Annotated in this window: 13 protein-coding genes and 3 tRNA genes; 14 read left to right on the top strand and 2 right to left on the bottom strand. The window is 64.3% G+C overall.

The window, feature by feature from the left end; translation table 11 throughout:
• Nucleotides 1-18: 18 nt before the first annotated feature.
• Both glnA and D3877_RS05435 read right to left on the bottom strand, forming a co-directional pair.
• Nucleotides 19-1,428: a type I glutamate--ammonia ligase gene (gene glnA / locus D3877_RS05440; protein WP_119829695.1), complete on the bottom strand. Its 1,410-nt coding sequence runs from the start codon at nucleotides 1,426-1,428 to the stop codon at nucleotides 19-21.
• 263 nt (nucleotides 1,429-1,691) lie between these two features.
• Nucleotides 1,692-2,030 (bottom strand): P-II family nitrogen regulator, encoded by a 339-nt coding sequence (locus D3877_RS05435; protein ID WP_119829694.1) that lies wholly within the window; start codon nucleotides 2,028-2,030, stop codon nucleotides 1,692-1,694.
• A 341-nt stretch (nucleotides 2,031-2,371) separates the two neighbouring features.
• Here D3877_RS05435 and D3877_RS05430 point away from each other — a divergent pair.
• The 14 genes from D3877_RS05430 (at nucleotide 2,372) to D3877_RS05365 (ending at nucleotide 19,061) form a co-directional block, all read left to right on the top strand.
• Nucleotides 2,372-2,447: transfer RNA gene (locus tag D3877_RS05430), tRNA-His, on the top strand.
• Nucleotides 2,448-2,575: 128 nt separating this feature from the next.
• Entirely contained in the window at nucleotides 2,576-4,033 is a 1,458-nt protein-coding gene (locus D3877_RS05425) for an NAD(P)H-hydrate dehydratase (protein WP_119829693.1), read from the top strand.
• Nucleotides 4,034-4,362: 329 nt separating this feature from the next.
• A tRNA-Leu gene (locus D3877_RS05420) sits at nucleotides 4,363-4,447 on the top strand.
• A gap of 91 nt (nucleotides 4,448-4,538) precedes the next feature.
• Nucleotides 4,539-5,873, top strand: a complete 1,335-nt coding sequence (tig, locus tag D3877_RS05415; protein WP_119829692.1) for a trigger factor — start codon at nucleotides 4,539-4,541, stop codon at nucleotides 5,871-5,873.
• 111 nt (nucleotides 5,874-5,984) lie between these two features.
• A complete protein-coding gene (clpP, locus tag D3877_RS05410) occupies nucleotides 5,985-6,614 on the top strand; it encodes an ATP-dependent Clp endopeptidase proteolytic subunit ClpP (RefSeq protein WP_119829691.1) in 630 nt (209 codons plus the stop codon).
• Between the two features lie 216 nt (nucleotides 6,615-6,830).
• Complete coding sequence (gene clpX / locus D3877_RS05405) at nucleotides 6,831-8,093, top strand: ATP-dependent Clp protease ATP-binding subunit ClpX (RefSeq protein WP_119829690.1); 1,263 nt, start codon at nucleotides 6,831-6,833, stop codon at nucleotides 8,091-8,093.
• A gap of 351 nt (nucleotides 8,094-8,444) precedes the next feature.
• Complete coding sequence (locus D3877_RS05400) at nucleotides 8,445-10,460, top strand: methyl-accepting chemotaxis protein (RefSeq protein WP_158599785.1); 2,016 nt, start codon at nucleotides 8,445-8,447, stop codon at nucleotides 10,458-10,460.
• Nucleotides 10,461-10,932: 472 nt separating this feature from the next.
• Nucleotides 10,933-13,359, top strand: coding sequence for an endopeptidase La (lon, locus tag D3877_RS05395; RefSeq protein WP_119829688.1), 2,427 nt, complete (start codon nucleotides 10,933-10,935; stop codon nucleotides 13,357-13,359).
• 143 nt (nucleotides 13,360-13,502) lie between these two features.
• Nucleotides 13,503-13,793, top strand: coding sequence for an HU family DNA-binding protein (locus D3877_RS05390; RefSeq protein WP_158599878.1), 291 nt, complete (start codon nucleotides 13,503-13,505; stop codon nucleotides 13,791-13,793).
• A gap of 68 nt (nucleotides 13,794-13,861) precedes the next feature.
• Nucleotides 13,862-13,936, top strand: a tRNA-Val gene (locus D3877_RS05385).
• A gap of 148 nt (nucleotides 13,937-14,084) precedes the next feature.
• Nucleotides 14,085-14,840: a triose-phosphate isomerase gene (tpiA, locus tag D3877_RS05380; protein WP_119829686.1), complete on the top strand. Its 756-nt coding sequence runs from the start codon at nucleotides 14,085-14,087 to the stop codon at nucleotides 14,838-14,840.
• Between the two features lie 107 nt (nucleotides 14,841-14,947).
• Entirely contained in the window at nucleotides 14,948-15,265 is a 318-nt protein-coding gene (secG, locus tag D3877_RS05375) for a preprotein translocase subunit SecG (protein WP_119829685.1), read from the top strand.
• Nucleotides 15,266-15,411: 146 nt separating this feature from the next.
• The gene (locus tag D3877_RS05370) at nucleotides 15,412-17,043 is read left to right on the top strand and encodes a CTP synthase (protein ID WP_119829684.1); all 1,632 of its coding nucleotides are present in this window, start codon (nucleotides 15,412-15,414) and stop codon (nucleotides 17,041-17,043) included.
• A 191-nt stretch (nucleotides 17,044-17,234) separates the two neighbouring features.
• Complete coding sequence (locus tag D3877_RS05365; RefSeq protein WP_119829683.1) at nucleotides 17,235-19,061, top strand: autotransporter domain-containing protein; 1,827 nt, start codon at nucleotides 17,235-17,237, stop codon at nucleotides 19,059-19,061.
• Nucleotides 19,062-19,161: the final 100 nt, after the last annotated feature.

The raw sequence follows: 19,161 nt of genomic DNA, 5'->3' as shown, positions 1-19,161 counted from the left end.
GGGGATCAACAGTGTGCATCAGACCGAGTAGTACATCTTGTACTCGATCGGGTGCGGCATGGTCTCGAACGCCATCATCTCTTCCGTGCGGAGGTCGATGTAGCCGTCGATCATGTCGGCCGAGAAGACGTCGCCCTTGCGCAGATACTCGTTGTCTTCGCGCAGCGCGGTGAGCGCTTCACGGAGCGAGCCGCAGACGGTCGGAACCTTGGCCAGCTCTTCCTTGGGAAGATCGTACAGGTTCTTGTCCATCGCGTCGCCGGGGTGGATCTTGTTCTGGATGCCGTCCAGACCGGCCATCAGCATCGCGGCGAAGGCCAGATACGGGTTGGCCGACGGATCCGGGAAGCGAACCTCGACGCGCTTGCCCTTCGGCGAAGCGACATACGGGATGCGGCAAGAGGCCGAACGGTTGCGGGCCGAATAGGCCAGCAGCACGGGGGCTTCATAGCCCGGGACCAGACGCTTGTAGCTGTTGGTCGACGGGTTGGTGAAGGCGTTCAGCGACTTGGCGTGCTTGATGATGCCGCCGATGTAGTACAGCGCCAGTTCCGACAGGTCGGCGTACTGGTTGCCGGCGAACAGCGGCTGGCCGTCCTTCCAGATCGACTGGTGGCAGTGCATGCCCGAACCATTGTCGCCGAACACCGGCTTCGGCATGAAGGTCGCCGACTTGCCATAGGCGTGGGCGACGTTGTGCACGACGTACTTGTAGTACTGCATGTTGTCGCCGGTGCGGACCAGCGTGTCGAACTTGATGCCCAACTCATGCTGCGCGGCGGCCACTTCGTGGTGGTGCTTTTCGACCGGAACGCCCATTTCGGCCAAGACGCTCAGCATCTCGGCGCGCAGGTCGTTGGCGCTGTCCACCGGGGCGACCGGGAAATAACCGCCCTTGGTGCCCGGGCGGTGGCCCAGGTTGCCGTCCTCGTAATCCTTGCCCGAAGCGTAGGAGCCTTCGTCCGAGGCGAACTCGTAGGACACCTTGTTCATCTCGACGGAGTATTTGACGTCGTCGAACACGAAGAACTCGGCTTCCGGGCCGAAGAACACGGTGTCGCCGATGCCGGCCGAGGCGGTGTAGCGCTCGGCGGCCTTGGCGATGCCGCGCGGGCAACGCTCGTAAGCCTGGCCGGTGGCCGGGTCGAACACGTCGCAGAGGATGTTCAGCGTCGGCTGAGCGGCGAACGGATCCATGACGGCCGTCGTCGGGTCGAGCTGAAGGATCATGTCCGACTCTTCGATGCCCTTCCAACCGGCGATCGACGAACCGTCGAACATGATGCCGTCCTCGAACACGTCCTCGTCGATCGTCGAGACGTGCTGGGCGGTGTGGTGCAGCTTGCCGCGCGGGTCGGTGAAGCGGAGGTCCACGTACTTGACGTCGTGTTCCTTGATCAGGTCGAAGACCTTGCTGATGTCGGACATATCTCTTTTTCCACGCTTAAGAGGTTTGGATCCCGCTGCGTCAAACCACCATCGGGTCGCGACGGCGGGCGACGAGGCTCGCGGCGGACGTTATGTCACGCCTTTCCCGCCCGCACAACGCGTCAGCCGAAAAAGTCGCAGCCCCACGACGAACGCCATCGGCGGTTCGGCGGAGAGAGTGGCGCGTTCGGATGAGGCGTGCATGGAGGAAAGGCGCATGTTGGCGACGGCTGTTGATTGGGGTTGGACGGGGACGGACGCGATCAGATCGCGTCGGCTCCCTTTTCGCCGGTCCGGATGCGGACCACTTCTTCCACGGGCGTGACGAAGATCTTGCCGTCGCCGATCCGGCCGGTGTGCGCGGCCTGCTGAATCGCCTCGATCGCCCGTTCGACCAGAGTGTCTTCCATCACCACTTCGATCTTCACCTTGGGCAGGAAGTCAACGACATACTCCGCGCCACGGTACAGCTCGGTGTGTCCCTTTTGGCGGCCAAAGCCCTTGGCTTCGGTGACGGTGATGCCCTTGATCCCGACTTCGTGAAGGGCTTCCTTCACCTCGTCGAGTTTGAACGGCTTGATGATGGCTTCGATCTTCTTCATGGGTCTCTCGTGTACGAGGTGCCAACGTCGGCAGGCACCGTCCACGGCACTGCCGACACAACGTCGATAAGCATGGAGCGTGCCAGAAACACGTCCTCCGTTCAAATGGCGTCAAGCTTGGCTCTGTGACGGCCTTGTGCCATCGGTTCGGGCAGCATTCTGCCGAATAATGCGGCTTAGTGAACATTAATTGTGCAAACAGCGCAAGCAATCCGCAGGGCAGGGGCACGGAGCCTTGCGGAAGGAGGGTGTTGGCGGTGGTTGGCGAAGTTTTTTCGCCACGCCCAAGAATCCGCTTGACCCGACGATTTCGTTGAGGCAAATAAGCGCTCCCAACGACGGCGGTGGTAGCTCAGTTGGTAGAGCTCTCGGTTGTGGTCCGAGTGGTCGCGGGTTCGAGTCCCGTCCATCGCCCCAAATTCCCTCGTGGAATGTTGACACAGCGCCCGCACGGCAGTCATGCCGTTTGCGGGCTTTTGTGTTTTCTGGTGTTGTCAGAGCGCCTAATCCCCAGCGCGCAACCGCCGTGAACCTAAGGAGGGGTGATGGACGAGCTTCTGTCCGTCGCGGAGATGCACCGGGCCGACGCCCAGACCATCGCGTCCGGCGTGCCGGGGGTGGTGTTGATGGAGGCGGCGGGGGCCGCCGTGGTCCGCGCCGTGTGCGCTCGCTGGGCGCCGCACCCGACCGCCGTTTTGTGCGGGCCGGGCAACAATGGCGGCGACGGATTCGTCATCGCCCGCTTGCTGTTGGAGGCGGGTTGGCCGGTGCGGCTGGCGCTGTTGGGCACGCGGTCGGCCTTGCGCGGCGACGCGGCGCTTGCGGCGGATCGCTGGCCGGGACCGATCGAGGCCGCCGACCCCTACATTCTCAAAGGCAACCCGCTGGTGATCGACGCGCTGTTCGGCGCGGGGCTGTCGCGCCCGCTCGACGGAGTCGCCAAAACCATCGTCGAGGCGATGGCGGGCCGCACCGTGGTGGCGGTGGACATGCCCAGCGGTCTGCACGGCGACAGTGGCCGCGTGCTGGGCGTGGCCCCGCAGGCGGCGCTGACCGTCACCTTTTTCCGCCGCAAGCCGGGGCATGTGCTGTTGCCGGGCCGCAGCCTGTGCGGCGAGGTGGTGGTGGCCGACATCGGCATTCCCGACCGTGTGCTCGACGGCCTTGCTCCGCAAACGCTGGTCAACAGTCCGGCCTTGTGGCGTCGCCATTTTCCTTGGCCGCGTTTGGATGGGCACAAATACGCGCGCGGTCATGCGGTGGTTTTGGGCGGCGGGCGGATGACCGGCGCGGCGCGGTTGGCCTCGGTCGCCGCGCTGCGGGCTGGCGCCGGGTTGGTCACGGTGGCGTGCCCGGCGGATGTCTTTCCGATTTACGCCGCTGGATCGCCCAGCGTGATCGTCGAGCCGCTGCGAAGCGCCGATGAGTTTGCCCAAATTTTAGGCGACGCGCGCAAAAACGCCGTGTTGCTGGGGCCGGGCGCCGGAGTGGGGGCGGAGACCCGCGCGCAGGTGTTGGCGGCTCTGGCGGCGGGCAAGGCCTGCGTGCTCGACGCCGACGCGCTGACCAGCTTCGCCGATTCGCCCGACGATCTGCTGGATCGCTTGAACAGCCGTTGCGTGCTGACCCCGCATGAGGGGGAGTTCACCCGGCTGTTCGGCGCGTCGGTTGGCCTGGACAGCGACAAGCTGTCACGGACCCGCGCGGCGGCGTCGCGCTCCGGCGCGGTGGTCCTGTTGAAAGGAGCCGACACGGTGGTGGCCGCGCCCGATGGCAGGGCCGTCGTCAACATCAACGCCCCGCCGGATTTGGCGACCGCCGGATCGGGCGACGTGTTGGCGGGCGTGGTTCTCGGGCTGATCGCCCAGGGGATGGACTCGTTCGAGGCGGCCTGCGCCGCCGTCTGGATGCATGGCGAAGCGGCCAAGCTGGTGGGGCCGGGCCTGATCTCCGAGGATTTGCCGGGCGCGCTGTGCGGCGTCCTGCGCGCCTTGAAGGGGTGAGGACGAGGGGGGTGGTGACGGCGCCCCAATGAATGCTCGCGCGCGACGACAAAGGCGGTTTGCGGCGGCTCCCGTCCTGACGCTGGTTGGGTTTGGCCGACAGCACGCGCGAATCATGCGCTGGCGGGGCGGGGGCCACGCCGCGTCTGTGGTCCGTTTGCGGGGCAAACCAAGGGACGAAGGCCGCCTTCCGGCGCGCGTGGGTTTGCCCCGATGACGGATGCCCCATTTTGCCTGTTTGCAACGGACACGCTGTGCTATAGACCCAACTTCGCCGGTGGTCCGGCGGGTGTGCGGCACCCGTCGCGGCTGCCTTTTGCCATGAAAACGCGGGCGTGGCGGAATTGGTAGACGCGCTGGATTTAGGTTCCAGTGACTTCGGTCGTATGGGTTCAAGTCCCTTCGCCCGCACCATGGCAAAGACACGGACCGCATGGAAAACACGGTTTCGGGCCGCCCGGACGGGCGCCGCCGGGCCGGAACAACGAGATAGGCTTTCGTTCCGATGAACATCACCGAGACCAGCACCGACGGCCTCAAGCGCGACTTTCAGGTCGTCATCTCCGCCAAGGACATCGAAGAGAAGGTGAACCGCAAGCTCGAAGAGCTGCGCCGCACGGTCCAACTGCCGGGCTTCCGTCCCGGCAAGGTGCCCGTCACCGTCATCAAGCAGCGTTACCACGGCGGCGTGCTGTCCGAGGTGCTGGAAGAGGCCATCTCCGACAGCTCGCGTCAGGCGCTGAGCGAGCGCGGCCTGCGCGTCGCCTTGCAGCCGAAGATCGAAGTCGAGAAGTATGAAGAGAACGGCGATCTGACCTACAAGATGGCCGTCGAACTGCTTCCCGACGTCGAGCCGGGCGATTTCGGCGCCATCGAGCTGGACAAGCCGGTCGCCGAAGTGAGCGACGAGTCGGTGGAAGAGGCCCTGGCCAAGCTGGCCGGCGCCCATTCGACCCAGGTTCCGGTGACGGAAGAGCGCGGCGCCGAGAACGGCGACATCGCCCTCATCGACTTCGCCGGTTCGGTGGACGGCGAGGCTCTGCCGGGCATGGACGGCAAGGACTACCCGCTGGAACTCGGCGCCGGTCGCTTCGTGCCGGGCTTTGAGGAGCAGTTGGTCGGCGTCAAGGCCGGTGAGCATCGCACCGTCAACGTGACCTTCCCCGAGGATTACCCGCACGAGCGCCTGAAGGGCGCCGCCACGGTGTTCGAGGTGGACGTCAAGGAACTCCGCAAGAACGTCCCGGCCGAGGTCAACGACGACCTCGCCAAGGAGTTCGGCATGGAGAGCCTGGAGAAGATGCGCGACGCCGTGCGCGACCGCATCAAGGGCGAATACGCCAACCTGTCGCGTCTGCGCGTGAAGCGCCAGCTGCTCGACAAGCTGGCCGACGCCTACTCGTTCGAGGTGCCGGCCGGCATGGTCGACATCGAGTTCGAGGGCATCTGGGCGCGTCTTCAGGAAGAGCTGAAGAACGGCACGGCCGGCGAAGACGCCGCCAAATCGGAAGACGATCTGAAGAGCGAATACCGCGCCATCGCCGAGCGCCGCGTGCGTCTGGGTCTGCTGCTGTCCGAAGTGGGCCGCCGCAACAACATCCAGGTCACGCAGGACGAAGTGAACCGCGCCCTGATCAACGAAGCCCGCCGCTTCCCCGGTCAAGAGCGTCAGGTGTTCGAGTTCTTCAAGCAGAACCAGCAGGCGCTGGAAAATCTCCGCGCGCCGATTTTCGAGGACAAGGTCGTCGACCACATCCTCGAACTGGCCAAGGTGAGCGAGAAGACCGTGTCGGTCGACGAGCTGACCAAGGATGAGGACGAGGACGCCGAGGCGGCGTAAACTGCCAAAAGGATTGGGGGCGGACTACCCACCGCCCCCAACCGCACCTATATGTGGTTTCGTGCCGGATGCAAAGCCGGTCCAGTCAACCGCCGGGGCAGGGAAGAACATATGTACGACTTCGAGCCGAAGATGAATGCTCTGGTCCCGATGGTCATCGAACAGACCAACCGGGGCGAACGCGCGTATGACATCTATTCGCGCTTGCTGAAGGAGCGGATCATCTTCCTGGTCGGCGGCGTGAACGACACCGTCGCCAGCCTGATCTGCTCCCAGCTCTTGTTCCTTGAATCGGAAAACCCGACGAAGGACATCGCGCTCTACATCAATTCGCCGGGCGGCTACGTCTCGGCGGGCCTCGCCATCTACGACACCATGCAGTACATCCGTCCGCAGGTGTCCACCGTGTGCATGGGGCAAGCCGCGTCGATGGGGTCGCTGCTGCTGGCCGCTGGCGCGCCGGGCAAGCGTTTCTCGCTGCCCAACAGCCGCATCATGATCCATCAGCCGTCGGGCGGCGCCCAGGGCCAGGCCTCGGACATCGAGATCCAGGCCCAGGAAATCCTGAAGCTGCGCTCGCGTCTGAACGACATCTACGTCAAGCACACCGGCCAGACGCTCGACACCATCGAAAACGCCATGGAACGCGACAAGTTCATGTCGCCGGACGAGGCGAAATCCTTCGGTCTGATCGACGAAGTGGTGGAGAAGCGTCCGGGTGTGGACGGTCAGGCGTCTTGAGCCTGCCCAACAAAGGGTTGATCGGGCCGTTTGCCTGTTGTTGAATGGCTGGGAAGCGGTCCCGATCACGGGCTGATCTGATTGCGGCTGGTGAAAGGCCGCAAGATACCGCGTCAGGGGTCCCCTCCTGGCGCCCACGGAATGGACCGGCGTCGGGGGGCGCCACGAACGGGCATGGTCCTTGGACCACGTCCCCCGCGAGATGACGGAGTACCGATGAGCAAGTCCAGCAGCGGCGATTCGAAGAATACGCTCTACTGCTCCTTCTGCGGCAAGAGCCAGCACGAGGTCCGCAAGCTGATTGCCGGTCCGACGGTGTTCATCTGTGATGAATGCGTCGAGCTGTGCATGGACATCATTCGCGAGGAAAACAAGACCACGCTGGTGAAGTCCCGCGATGGGGTTCCGACCCCGCGCGACATCCAGGCGGTTCTCGATGATTATGTGATCGGCCAGATCTACGCCAAGCGCGTGTTGTCGGTGGCGGTCCATAATCATTACAAGCGGCTGGCGCACGGAACGAAGCACAACGACGTCGAACTCGCCAAGTCGAACATCCTGCTGATCGGTCCGACCGGCTGCGGCAAGACGCTGCTGGCCCAGACTCTGGCGCGGATCATCGACGTACCCTTCACGATGGCCGACGCCACGACGCTGACCGAAGCCGGTTACGTCGGCGAGGATGTCGAGAACATCATTCTCAAGCTGTTGCAGGCCGCCGACTACAACGTCGAGCGGGCGCAGCGCGGCATCGTCTACATCGACGAGGTCGACAAGATCAGCCGCAAGTCCGACAACCCGTCGATCACCCGCGACGTGTCGGGCGAGGGCGTGCAGCAGGCCTTGCTGAAGATCATGGAAGGCACCGTGGCTTCCGTGCCGCCGCAGGGCGGGCGCAAGCATCCCCAGCAGGAATTCCTTCAGGTCGACACCAGCAACATCCTGTTCATCTGCGGCGGCGCGTTCGCCGGGTTGGACAAGATCATCGCCCAGCGCGGCAAGGGCACCAGCATCGGCTTTGGCGCCGACGTTCGTGGCCCGGACGAGCGGTCGACGGGCGACATCCTGCACAGCGTCGAGCCGGAAGATCTGCTGAAGTTCGGCTTGATCCCGGAATTTATCGGTCGTCTGCCGGTGCTCGCCACCCTGTCGGATCTGGACGAACCGGCGTTGGTTGAGATCCTCAGCAAGCCGAAGAACGCCTTGGTCAAGCAGTACCAACGCCTGTTCGAGATGGAGGACGTCCATCTGGAATTCTCCGAGGACGCGCTGAAGGCGATTTCGCACAAGGCCATCGCGCGCAAGACCGGCGCGCGCGGCTTGCGGTCGATCATGGAGGCCATCCTCCTCGACCCGATGTTCGACCTTCCCGGCTTGACCGGGGTCGAGAGCATTCTGGTGAACAAGGAAGTGGTCGAAGGGCGCGCCAAGCCGCTCTACGTCCACGCCGAACGCCGGAGCGAGGCGCCGGGGGCGTAAGCCGTCCGCTGTCCTGTGATTGAGGAAAAGGGCGCTTCGGCGCCCTTTTTTGTGTCCCGTTTTTGGGGTTTGTGGGGCGGGCATGGTCTGTTTGAAGAGCCAATTGCATAAAATCCAAACAAACAGAGCAATGTTTCAATTTGACGCATGATTCCACAAAGCACCGTGTGGTTATCGCATATCCCGGTGTGCTAGTCTGGCAGAACTGACAATGATGAGTGACGGGCGGTGATCTGTTTCTCTGGATTCAGCGCTGCGACCCTTTGCTTGTCACAATATTTTGGTGATTGAGCAATGAAGATACGCAGTTTTCTTTACATTTGCCTGGCCTGCGTTGGCGCTGTGGCGGCTGTGCCCGCAACCTGGCTGGCGGTTCAGGAAACCGGATCTGCTCAGCGCGCCTCCAGCGCGCGCGCCATGGTCGATGTTCTGGCCGGAGCGGCGGCGGTCAATGAGACGCTGGCGCTTGAGCGTGGCGTCGTCAATCTGCCGCTGACCGCCGGGGTCCCTGCGGATCCGGCCACACGGGACGCCTTGGCCAAGGCGCGCGCTCAAACAGACGCCGCGCGCGTGAAGTATCAGGTGGCGGCCAACGCCTTGGGCGACGCGCCGACCGTTCGCGAGGTTGGCGAGATCGACCGCAAGTTGGACGAGTCCCGTCGCTTGGCCGATGGCTGGCTGGCTGTGGATCGTTCCGGACGGCCCGCCGACTCCTCGGCGCGCTTTTTTGAGAGCGTCGTTCAGGTGACGTCGGGGGTCGTGACGACGATGACTCGTCTCAGCCATCGCCTGAATGACCTGGATTCCGAGGTGGGCGATCACGCCGACATCGCCATTCGGGCGTCCAAACTGCGCGAGAGCGCCGGGCAGCAATCGGTTCTGTATCTGCGCACGCTTGGCACGGGGAAGCCTTTCGCGCCTGAGGCCGAACGCGACATGCTGACGTTGGAAGGGCGCATTCAGGAAAGTTGGGCGTCGGTTGAAAGTGACGTGGTCGGCGGCGGCATGGGGCCGGAGATGCGCAAGGGATTGGAAACCGCGCGCAAGGGCTACATGGAGGGGTTTGGCGCCTTCAAGCTTCGTGTTCTGGACGCGTCGCGCGCTGGGCGCCCCTATGACCTTGATGGCGCGGAGTGGCGCCGGTCGGCGTCGCCGCTGCTGCAAAATCTCCTGGCCTTGCGCGACGCCGGGTTTCAAACGGGCGGCGGCTTGGCGGAAGAGCACCACACGCTGGCGCTGCGCCGACTGTTCGCCGCGATTGGCGTTCTCATCGTTGGGGTGGTCGCCCTGGTGTCCGTGGCGGTCGCCGTGACGCGCCGGGCCTCTCAGCCCATCGTTCAACTGGCGGACGTCGTGTCCGCCATCGCCGCTGGCCGCCGTGACCTGGACGTTCCCCATCGCGGGCGTCAGGACGAGATCGGCGCCATGGCGGCGGCCATCGACATTCTGCAAGCGGGGGCGCGCGACGCCGACCAAGCGGAAACCCAGCGCCGCGTCGATCAGGACAATCGGGAAACGCGGCGGCTGGAGATGGAGCGGGCGACGCAAGACTTCGTGTCCCAGCTTGAGTCGGTGGTTCATCACCTGTCCAACACGGCTCAAACGGTGCGCAGCAATTCCGAACGGTTGTCGTCGTCGGCGGAGGACGCGTCCGGGCGCTCAACCTCGGTCGCCTCGGCGTCGAGTCAGGCCAATCAGAGCATTCAGACGGTGGCGGCGGCGTCGGACCAGCTTCAATCCTCCATTGGCGAGATCGGGCGGCGGATCGACGATGCGGCGCGCATCGCGCGGGAGGCCGTGCGCGAGGCCGGAACCACGGCCGACATCGTGGCGACTTTGGCCGACCGCGCGGCGGGAATCGGCTCCGTCGTCGACATGATCAACTCGATCGCCAGCCAAACCAACCTGTTGGCTCTGAACGCCACCATCGAGGCGGCCCGCGCGGGCGAGGCGGGCAAGGGCTTCGCCGTCGTCGCCAGCGAGGTCAAGAGTCTGGCTGGTCAAACCGCCAAGGCCACCGACGACATCCAGTTGCGGGTTGGCGAGATTCGGGACGTCAGCGGCAACGCGGTGATCGCCATCGGCGCGATCAGCCGCACCGTCGCCGCCATCAGCGAGGCCGCCGCCGCCGTCGCCGCCGCCGTGGAGCAACAAAACGTGGCGACTCGGGAAATCACCCGCAACATTCAGGCCGCCGCCCAAGGCACCATCGAGGTGTCCGGCAACATCCAGTTGGTCGCCGCGACCGCTGAAAGCACACGGGTGGCGTCGGGCGAGTTGCTGACCGCGTCGCGCGGCTTGACGGAAGAGGCGGGGAGTTTGCGGACCACGGTCGATGGGTATGTGCGGCGGCTGGGCGCGCTGTAACGATCCTCCGCCGTCCATGTTCAGGGCTGCGTCGCCACCAGGTTGGGGTGGGGCGCAGCCTTTTTTGTGTGGGGAGCCGTGAGGCGAATCAGCGCCGCAGACCGGGCGACGGCGGCGGGGCTGATCCCCGGGGAATCGACCGGGAGAGCCGGGTCAGCACGGGTTCATGACGCGTTGAAGCCGACGCTTGGCATGGCTCACGCGCAATCTGCCCCTCTCGACCGCTCCGTTCAAGCCGACTTGGAGCGGATTCGCGCCCAATGACGGGCGCGAAGGCGGCGTGAGCGGCGGAAATTCGCCGCGTCGCGGCAGCTTTCCCCCGTTTGGCGGGTTTCAACCCCTTGAAGGGGGCTGGGGGCTATGCCACGTTAGTTCCCGTGCCGGTGTCTCGCGCCCCGCGCTTATCCCAAGGCGGGACGTTCCTCAGGCCCATTCCGGGCTGGACGGCGTTCTTTTTCACGAGGCCTGATCCATGATCGAACTCTCCCGTGGTGCCCTCTACCCGGTCCTGCCGCTGCGCGACATCGTGGTGTTTCCCCACATGATCGTGCCGCTGTTCGTCGGGCGTGAGAAGTCCGTGCGCGCGCTGGAAGACGTCATGAAGGACGACAAACAGATCCTTCTCGTCACCCAGAAGAACGCCGCGCAGGATGATCCGACTCCCGCCGACATCTACAGCGTCGGCACCGTCGGCACCGTGTTGCAGTTGCTGAAACTGCCGGACGGGACCGTCAAGGTGTTGGTCGAGGGCGGCCAGCGCGCCGCCATCACCAAATTCTCCGACAATGAAGAGTTCTTCCAGGCGCAAGCCGAGCTGGTCGAGGAAAAGATCGGCGAGAATCAGGAGCTTGAAGCTCTGAGCCGCGCCGTCGTGTCGCAGTTCGAGCAATACATCAAGCTGAACAAGAAGATCCCGCCGGAGGTGCTGGTCTCGATCAACCAGATCGAGGATTCCAGCAAGCTGGCCGACACCGTCGCCTCGCATCTGGCGCTGAAGATTCCCGAAAAGCAGCAGCTTTTGGAATGCGCCACCGTGTCGGAGCGCTTGGAGCGGGTCTACGCCTTCATGGAAGGCGAGATCGGCGTTCTCCAGGTTGAAAAGCGCATCCGCAACCGCGTCAAGCGGCAGATGGAGAAGACCCAGCGCGAGTATTATCTGAACGAACAGCTCAAGGCGATTCAGAAGGAACTCGGCGAGACCGAGGATGGCCGCGACGAATCGGCGGAGCTGGAAGAGAAGATCAACAAGACCCGTTTCCCCAAGGAAGCCCGCGACAAGGCCCTGGCGGAGCTGAAGAAGCTGCGCTCGATGAGTCCGATGTCGGCGGAAGCCACGGTGGTGCGCAACTATCTGGATTGGATGCTGTCCATTCCCTGGAAGAAGCGCACCAAGGTCAAGCGCGACCTGAAGCTGGCGCAGAAGGTTCTCGACGCCGACCATTATGGTCTGGACAAGGTCAAGGAGCGCATCCTTGAGTATCTTGCCGTGCAGAACCGCATGAACAAGGTCAAGGGTCCGATCCTCTGCCTCGTCGGTCCGCCCGGCGTCGGCAAGACCTCGCTCGGCAAGTCGATCGCCAAATCCACCGGGCGCAACTTCGTCCGCATGTCGCTGGGCGGCGTGCGCGACGAGGCCGAGGTGCGCGGCCACCGCCGGACCTACATCGGCTCGATGCCCGGCAAGGTCATCCAGGGCATGAAGAAGGCTAAATCGTCGAACCCGCTGTTCCTGCTCGACGAAATCGACAAGCTGGGCGCCGATTGGCGCGGCGATCCGTCGTCGGCTCTGCTGGAGGTTCTGGATCCCGAGCAGAACGCCACCTTCAACGACCATTATCTGGAGGTCGATTACGATCTGTCGGACGTGATGTTCGTCTGCACGGCCAACACGATGCGCATGCCGCAGCCGTTGTTGGACCGTATGGAAATCATCCGCGTCGCCGGTTACACCGAAGACGAAAAGATCGAAATCTCCAAGCGCCATCTGACCGAAAAGCAGATCGAGGCGAATGGCCTGAAGAAGGGCGAATTCTCGATTTCCGACGACGCGGTGCGCGATCTGGTCCGCTACTACACGCGGGAAGCCGGCGTGCGCAGCCTGGAGCGTGAGATCGCCAATCTTTGCCGCAAGGCGGTCAAGGAAATCATGATGAAGACGGGCGGCACCGGCAAGGTGGCCGTGACCCGTCGGAATCTCGACAAATACGCGGGCGTCCGCCGCTTCCATTATGGCGAGGCGGAGCTTGAGGATCTGGTGGGCGTGACCACCGGCCTGGCCTGGACCGAGGTGGGCGGCGAGTTGCTGTCCATCGAGGCCGTCGGCCTGCCCGGCAAGGGCCGCGTCACCACCACCGGCAAGCTGGGCGACGTGATGAAGGAATCGGTCCAGGCGGCCGAGAGCTACGTCAAGTCGCGCGCCGTGGCGTTCGGCATCAAGCCGACGCTGTTCGAGAAGAAGGACATCCACGTCCATGTTCCCGAAGGCGCCACGCCCAAGGACGGCCCGTCGGCTGGCGTCGCCATGGCCACCTCCATCGTCTCGGTGCTGACCGGCATTCCGGTGCGCAAGGACGTGGCGATGACCGGCGAAATCACCCTGCGCGGCCGGGTCCTGCCCATCGGCGGCCTGAAGGAAAAGCTGCTGGCGGCCTTGCGGGGCGGCATCAAGCATGTGCTGATCCCCAAGGACAACGAAAAGGACTTGGCGGACATCCCGGACAACGTGAAGCGCGGGTTGGAGATCATCCCGGTCGGCACGGTGGACGAGGTTCTGCGCAACGCCTTGACCCGCCCGGTGACGCCGATCGAATGGACCGAACCGGAGGTGGACGCCGTCGCCGCCAAGGCGCAGACCGAAAAGGCGACCGGCGACGCGTCGGGCGATCTGCTGCGCCATTGATCGAACCATGGACAATCATGGTTTGAACGGCTGAGAATGACTGGCTTGCCCGCTCGTCGCCAATTGACGGGCGGGCAACGCTGTGATTATCCTTTGCCCCTGAAAAGTCGTGGGGCGGCTTTTTGACATTGAGTATTTGCCGAATTCGGAAGGGGGATTGCGTGAACAAGAATGATCTGGTGGCGCACGTTGCTGATGCGTCGGGATTGTCTAAAACTGATGCGACCAAGGCGGTTGACGCGGTTTTTGATGGCATCGCCGACTCGCTGAAAAAGGGTGACGAGGTTCGTCTGGTCGGCTTTGGCACCTTCGCGGTCGCCGAACGCGCCGCCAGCGAGGGCCGCAACCCGCGCACGGGCGAAAAGATCGACATCCCCGCGTCCAAGCAGCCGAAGTTCAAGGCGGGCAAGACGCTGAAGGATGCCTTGAACTGATTGGTCCCGTCGGGGCATAGTGCCGCCGGCCGGGCCTTTCCCGGCCGGTTTCGTTTTAGGGTTCAGTCGGGCGATTAGCTCAGCGGTAGAGCGTCTCGTTTACACCGAGAGGGTCGGGGGTTCGATCCCCTCATCGCCCACCACCCCAGACACGACATGAATGCTGTCGCAAGGCCCCCAGGTGGGGCCTTTTGTCGTTGGTGGGGCGCAATCGGGTCGGGCCGGTGGAAATCCCTGGTGGGTCTTGCTAGACAGAGGCGCGCCCCAAACGCTTCATAAAAAGGACACACCATGACCGCGCGTCGGAAACTGATCGCTGGAAATTGGAAGATGAACGGGCTGAAGGCCGACGGGCTGGCCCTGGCCTCGGATCTCGCCGGGCGCTTGAACGGCGCGGGGGAGGTTTCGTTCGATCTGCTGGTCTGTCCGCCCTTTCCGCTGCTGTTTCCGGTTGGCGACGCCATCGCGGGCAGCGCGTTGGCGCTGGGCGGTCAGGATTGCGCGGCCAAGAACTCCGGCGCGCACACCGGCGACGTCGCCCCGACCATGCTGGTGGACGCGGGCTGCCGCTACGTCATTCTTGGTCATTCGGAGCGTCGGGCCGATCATGGCGAGAGCGACGCGTTGATCGCCGCCAAGGCCGCCGCCGCGCACGCTCAAGGCTTGATCGCCATCGTCTGCGTTGGCGAGACGGAAGCCCAACGCGACGCGGGCCAGGCCGACGCCGTGGTGTCGGGCCAGTTGGCCGGGTCGATTCCGGCGGGGGCCACCGCGGCCAACACGGTCATCGCCTATGAACCCGTTTGGGCCATCGGCACCGGCAAAACGGCGACGCCCGACGATGTGGCGGCGATGCACGCCCACATCCGCGCCGAACTGGACGGCAAGATCGCCGACCCGGCCAAGGCGAAGATCCTCTATGGCGGTTCGGTCAAGCCGGGCAACGCGGTTGAATTGATGGCGGTCGAGAACGTCGATGGCGCGCTGGTCGGCGGCGCGGCGCTGAAGGCGGATGATTTCTGGGCCATCGCGACCAGTTGCCGCTAGCATATCGCGCGATGGCGCGGTAGAAACAGTGGGCGCGCGCCACGGGCCTCTGATACGGCCTGTGGCGCGCTATTCGATTTTAGGACGGGCGTGGGGAAACGGATCGCATGGAATCGGTGATTCTCGTTGTTCACCTGCTGATCGCGGTCGCGCTGGTTGGCGTGATCCTGATTCAGCGGTCGGAAGGTGGCGGCCTTGGCATTGGCGGCGGCACCATGGGCGGCATGATGAGCACCCGTGGCACCGCGAACCTGCTGACCCGCACCACCGGCATCCTGGCGGGCAGCTTCTTCGCCACCAGCATTGTTCTGGCGATCTTGGCTGGCGCGCATTCAAAGCCGACCTCGATCATCGACACCTTGCCGACCGCCATTCCGGCTCTGCCGGCGGCTCCGGCTCAACCCGCTCCGCCGGTCAGCCAGTAACAACGCTGCGCTTCAGGCACGGGTGCGACAGACGAGGCGGCCTCCCCGAAGCCGCCTCTTTCTTTTGAGGATCCTTGGTCGGACGTGATCGTTCGGCGCGGGGTTCTTTGGGGACAGGAAACAGCTCTCAAGCTCTTCGGACGGACATGACTCGCTACATCTTCATCACTGGTGGCGTCGTTTCTTCGCTGGGCAAAGGCTTGGCGTCAGCGGCGCTCGGGGCACTCCTCCAGACGCGTGGTTATAAGGTTCGGCTCCGCAAACTGGATCCCTACCTGAACGTCGATCCCGGCACGATGAGTCCCTACCAGCACGGCGAGGTCTTCGTGACCGACGACGGGGCGGAAACGGATCTCGATCTCGGGCATTACGAACGCTTCACCGGCGTTTCGGCGCGGCGTGGCGACAACATCACCACGGGCCGCATCTATTCGACGGTGATCGCCAAGGAACGGCGCGGCGATTATCTGGGCGGAACCGTCCAGGTGATTCCGCACATCACCGACGAAATCAAGGACTTCATCCGTACCGATTCCGACGATGAGGATTTCGTCCTGATCGAAATCGGCGGCACGGTCGGCGACATCGAATCGCTGCCCTTCCTGGAAGCGATCCGTCAGTTCGGCAACGAGGTTGGGCCGGAGAACGCGCTGTTCATCCACCTGACCCTGCTGCCCTACATCCCGACGGCGGGCGAGCTGAAGACCAAGCCGACCCAGCATTCGGTGAAGGAACTGCTCAGCGTCGGCATCCAGGCCAACATCCTGCTGTGCCGCGCCGACCGGGCGATTCCGGAGAACGAGCGCAAGAAGATCGCGCTGTTCTGCAACATCCGCCCGGAGCGGGTGATCGCGGCGCTGGACGTCGATTCGATCTATCAGGTGCCGATCAGCTACCACGAGGAAGGCTTCGACACGCAGGTCCTGTCTTATTTCGGTCTGCCGACCGACAAGGCTCCGGATCTGTCGCGCTGGACCCGCATTGTTGAGCGCGTGCGCAAGCCGCAGGGCGAAGTGACCATCGCGGTGGTCGGCAAATACATCAGCCTGCTCGACAGCTACAAATCGCTGGCCGAGGCGCTGACCCATGGCGGCATCGCCAACAACGTCAAGGTCAACCTCGACTGGATCGATTCGGAGATCTTCGAGGACGACGACGCGGCGGTGAAGCGTCTGGAAAACGTTCACGGCATTCTGGTTCCCGGCGGCTTCGGTTCACGCGGGACCGAAGGCAAGATCCGGGCGGCCCAGTTCGCGCGCGAACGCAATGTGCCCTATTTCGGCATTTGCTTTGGCATGCAGATGGCGGTGATCGAGGCGGCGCGCAACCTCGCCAAGATCGAAGACGCCGGATCGACCGAACTCGGCAAGCCGGGCAACCCGGTCGTCGGCCTGATGACCGAATGGATGCGCGGCAACACGCTGGAACGCCGGGCGGAAGTCGGTGATCTGGGCGGCACCATGCGTCTGGGCGCTTACCCGGCCCGTCTGCTTGAGGGCAGCAAGGTGGCCGAGGTGTATGGCACGACGCAGATTTCGGAGCGTCACCGTCACCGTTACGAGGTGAACGTCTATTACAAGGAACGGTTGGAGAATTGCGGCATGCTGTTCTCGGGCCTGTCCCCCGATGGCGAGTTGCCGGAAATCGTCGAGATCCCGGGGCACCCCTGGTTCATTGGCGTGCAGTTCCACCCGGAACTGAAGTCCAAGCCGTTTGAGCCGCATCCGCTGTTCACCGCCTTCATCAAGGCGGCGATGGAGCAAAGTCGTTTGGTCTGAACGGATCGGTTTTGATCGCTCAAAAAGCCCCGCTTCCCCTGGAAGCGGGGCTTTTTGTTGGCGCGATTCCCCAAGGCGGCGCGTTGGTCATAGATATAACCTAAACGTCAGTACTATTGAGTATACGTCACCCCTGTGCGAGCATCCCATTGGCTTGGGAACCAAACAATTTGGCTTGGGGAGGTTTTCGCATGGGTTCGTTTTGCAAAAGGGCGTCCGCCGCCACGGCGGTTGCCGCCGTCCTCGCTTTGAGCGCGGCGGGCGCGTCGGCTGGGGACTATTCCAACACCATTTTCTTCGGCGACAGCCTGACCGACAGCGGAACCTTCCGTTCGGTCGTGCCGGTTGGCGGGAAATTCACCACCAATCCGGGGCCGGTCTGGGCGGAAAACGTCGCCTCGGCCTATGGCAAGACGGCGACTCCGGCGGTGTCGGGGGGGACCGACTACGCGGTCGGCGGCGCGCGGGTGTCGCAATTGCCGGGCGTTCCGGCCACGGCGCCGACGGCGACGGCCACCCCGGTGCGCAACCAGATCACCAACTATCTGGCCTCGACGGGCGGGCGGGCCGATCCGAACGCGCTCTACACGGTCTGGGGCGGGGCGAACGACATCTTCGCCGCGCTCGCCAGCCCGACGACGGCGCAGGCGGCGATCACCCAGGCGGCCACCGATCTGGTGGGCGAGGTGGCGCGGCTGCGGGCGGCGGGGGCGCAAACCATTCTGGTGCCGACCCTGCCGGACATCGGCGTCACCCCGTTCGGTCGGTCGCAGGGCGCGACGGCGGCGGCGCAGATCACCCAACTGGTCAGCGGCTACAACCAACTCGTCACCTTGGGACTCGGCAACGCGGGCGTGTCGATCATTCCGGTCGACACCTATGCGTTGTTGCGCGACGCGGTGGCGAATCCGGCCTCGTACGGCTTGACCAACGTGGTCGGCACGGCCTGCACGACGTCGAGTTCTCTGCTTTGCACCTCGGCCAGTCTGGTGACGCCGACGGCGGCGCAAAGCTATCTGTTCGCCGACGGCGTCCATCCGACCACCGCCGGGCATCGGGCGATTTCCGATTTCGTGCTGAACGTGTTGTCGGCGCCAGGCAATGTGGCGCGGCTGGCCGAATCGCCGTTGCACACCCGTGATCGGGTGATTTCGCTCATCCAGGCGCAGGCGGCGGCCAATCTGTGGACGCGCAAGACCGGGGAATCGGGGGCCTGGATCGTCGGCGGCGTCGGGCGGCTGAGTTCCGATCAACGCGGCGATCAGGCGGGGACGCGCGGCACGCCGTTGAACGTCAGCGTCGGCATCGACAAGCGCTTCACCGAGAATCTTCTGGTTGGCGTGGCGGGAACGATCTCCAATTACAAGGGCAGCTTTTCCACCGGCGGCGACTACAAACAGCGTGAGTATGTCGCCAGCGCCTATGGCGTTTATCGGGTGGGCGGCGCGTATGTCAGCGGTGTCGGGTCGTTCGGCTTCGCCGATTACGATCTGCGGCGCGGCGTGACCATCAACGGCACCGACCATTCGACCGGCGGCGGGACGGAGGGCGTCAACGCCTCGTTCGCGGCGGAAACCGGCTATGAGTTTGCCTCCGGCGGTCTGACTCACGGGCCGTTGTTGGGGCTGCGCTATCAGCATGTTTCGGTGGAAGGCTTCACCGAGGACAGCAGCCTGTTCGGCTTCTCTTACCGGGAGCAGAACCGCAACGCCCTGGTCGGCAGCGTCGGCTATCAGGCGGCGTACGACGCCGGATCGCTTCGCCCCTACGCCAAGGTGACGCTGAATCGGGAATTCACCGACGGCAACCGCAGCATCACGGTGGAGAGCAAGAGCATCTCCACGCTGGCCTATTCCATGCCGGTGGCGAAGAGCGATCGGACCTGGATCAACGCGTCGGCGGGGGCGTCCGTCAAACTGGCGGAGTCGGTCACGGGGACTCTGGGGCTGGACGCCCGTTTGGGGGAACAGCGCGTCCGTGATTTCGGCGCCTTCGCCGGGGTCAGCGTCGGGTTCTGACGGTTCGCCTGAATGCCGCCGATCTTGCGGGCGATCTTGCGGAGGGTCCGTGTTCCAAGGGGGACGCGGACCCGCCGTCGTTTTTGCCCGGCGCGGCGCC

Origin of the sequence: Azospirillum cavernae (assembly GCF_003590795.1) — a bacterium.
Classification (GTDB): Bacteria; Pseudomonadota; Alphaproteobacteria; order Azospirillales; family Azospirillaceae; genus Azospirillum; species Azospirillum cavernae.
The sequence above is the reverse complement of the archived record's forward strand: the minus strand, read 5'-3'. Positions and strand labels throughout refer to the sequence as shown.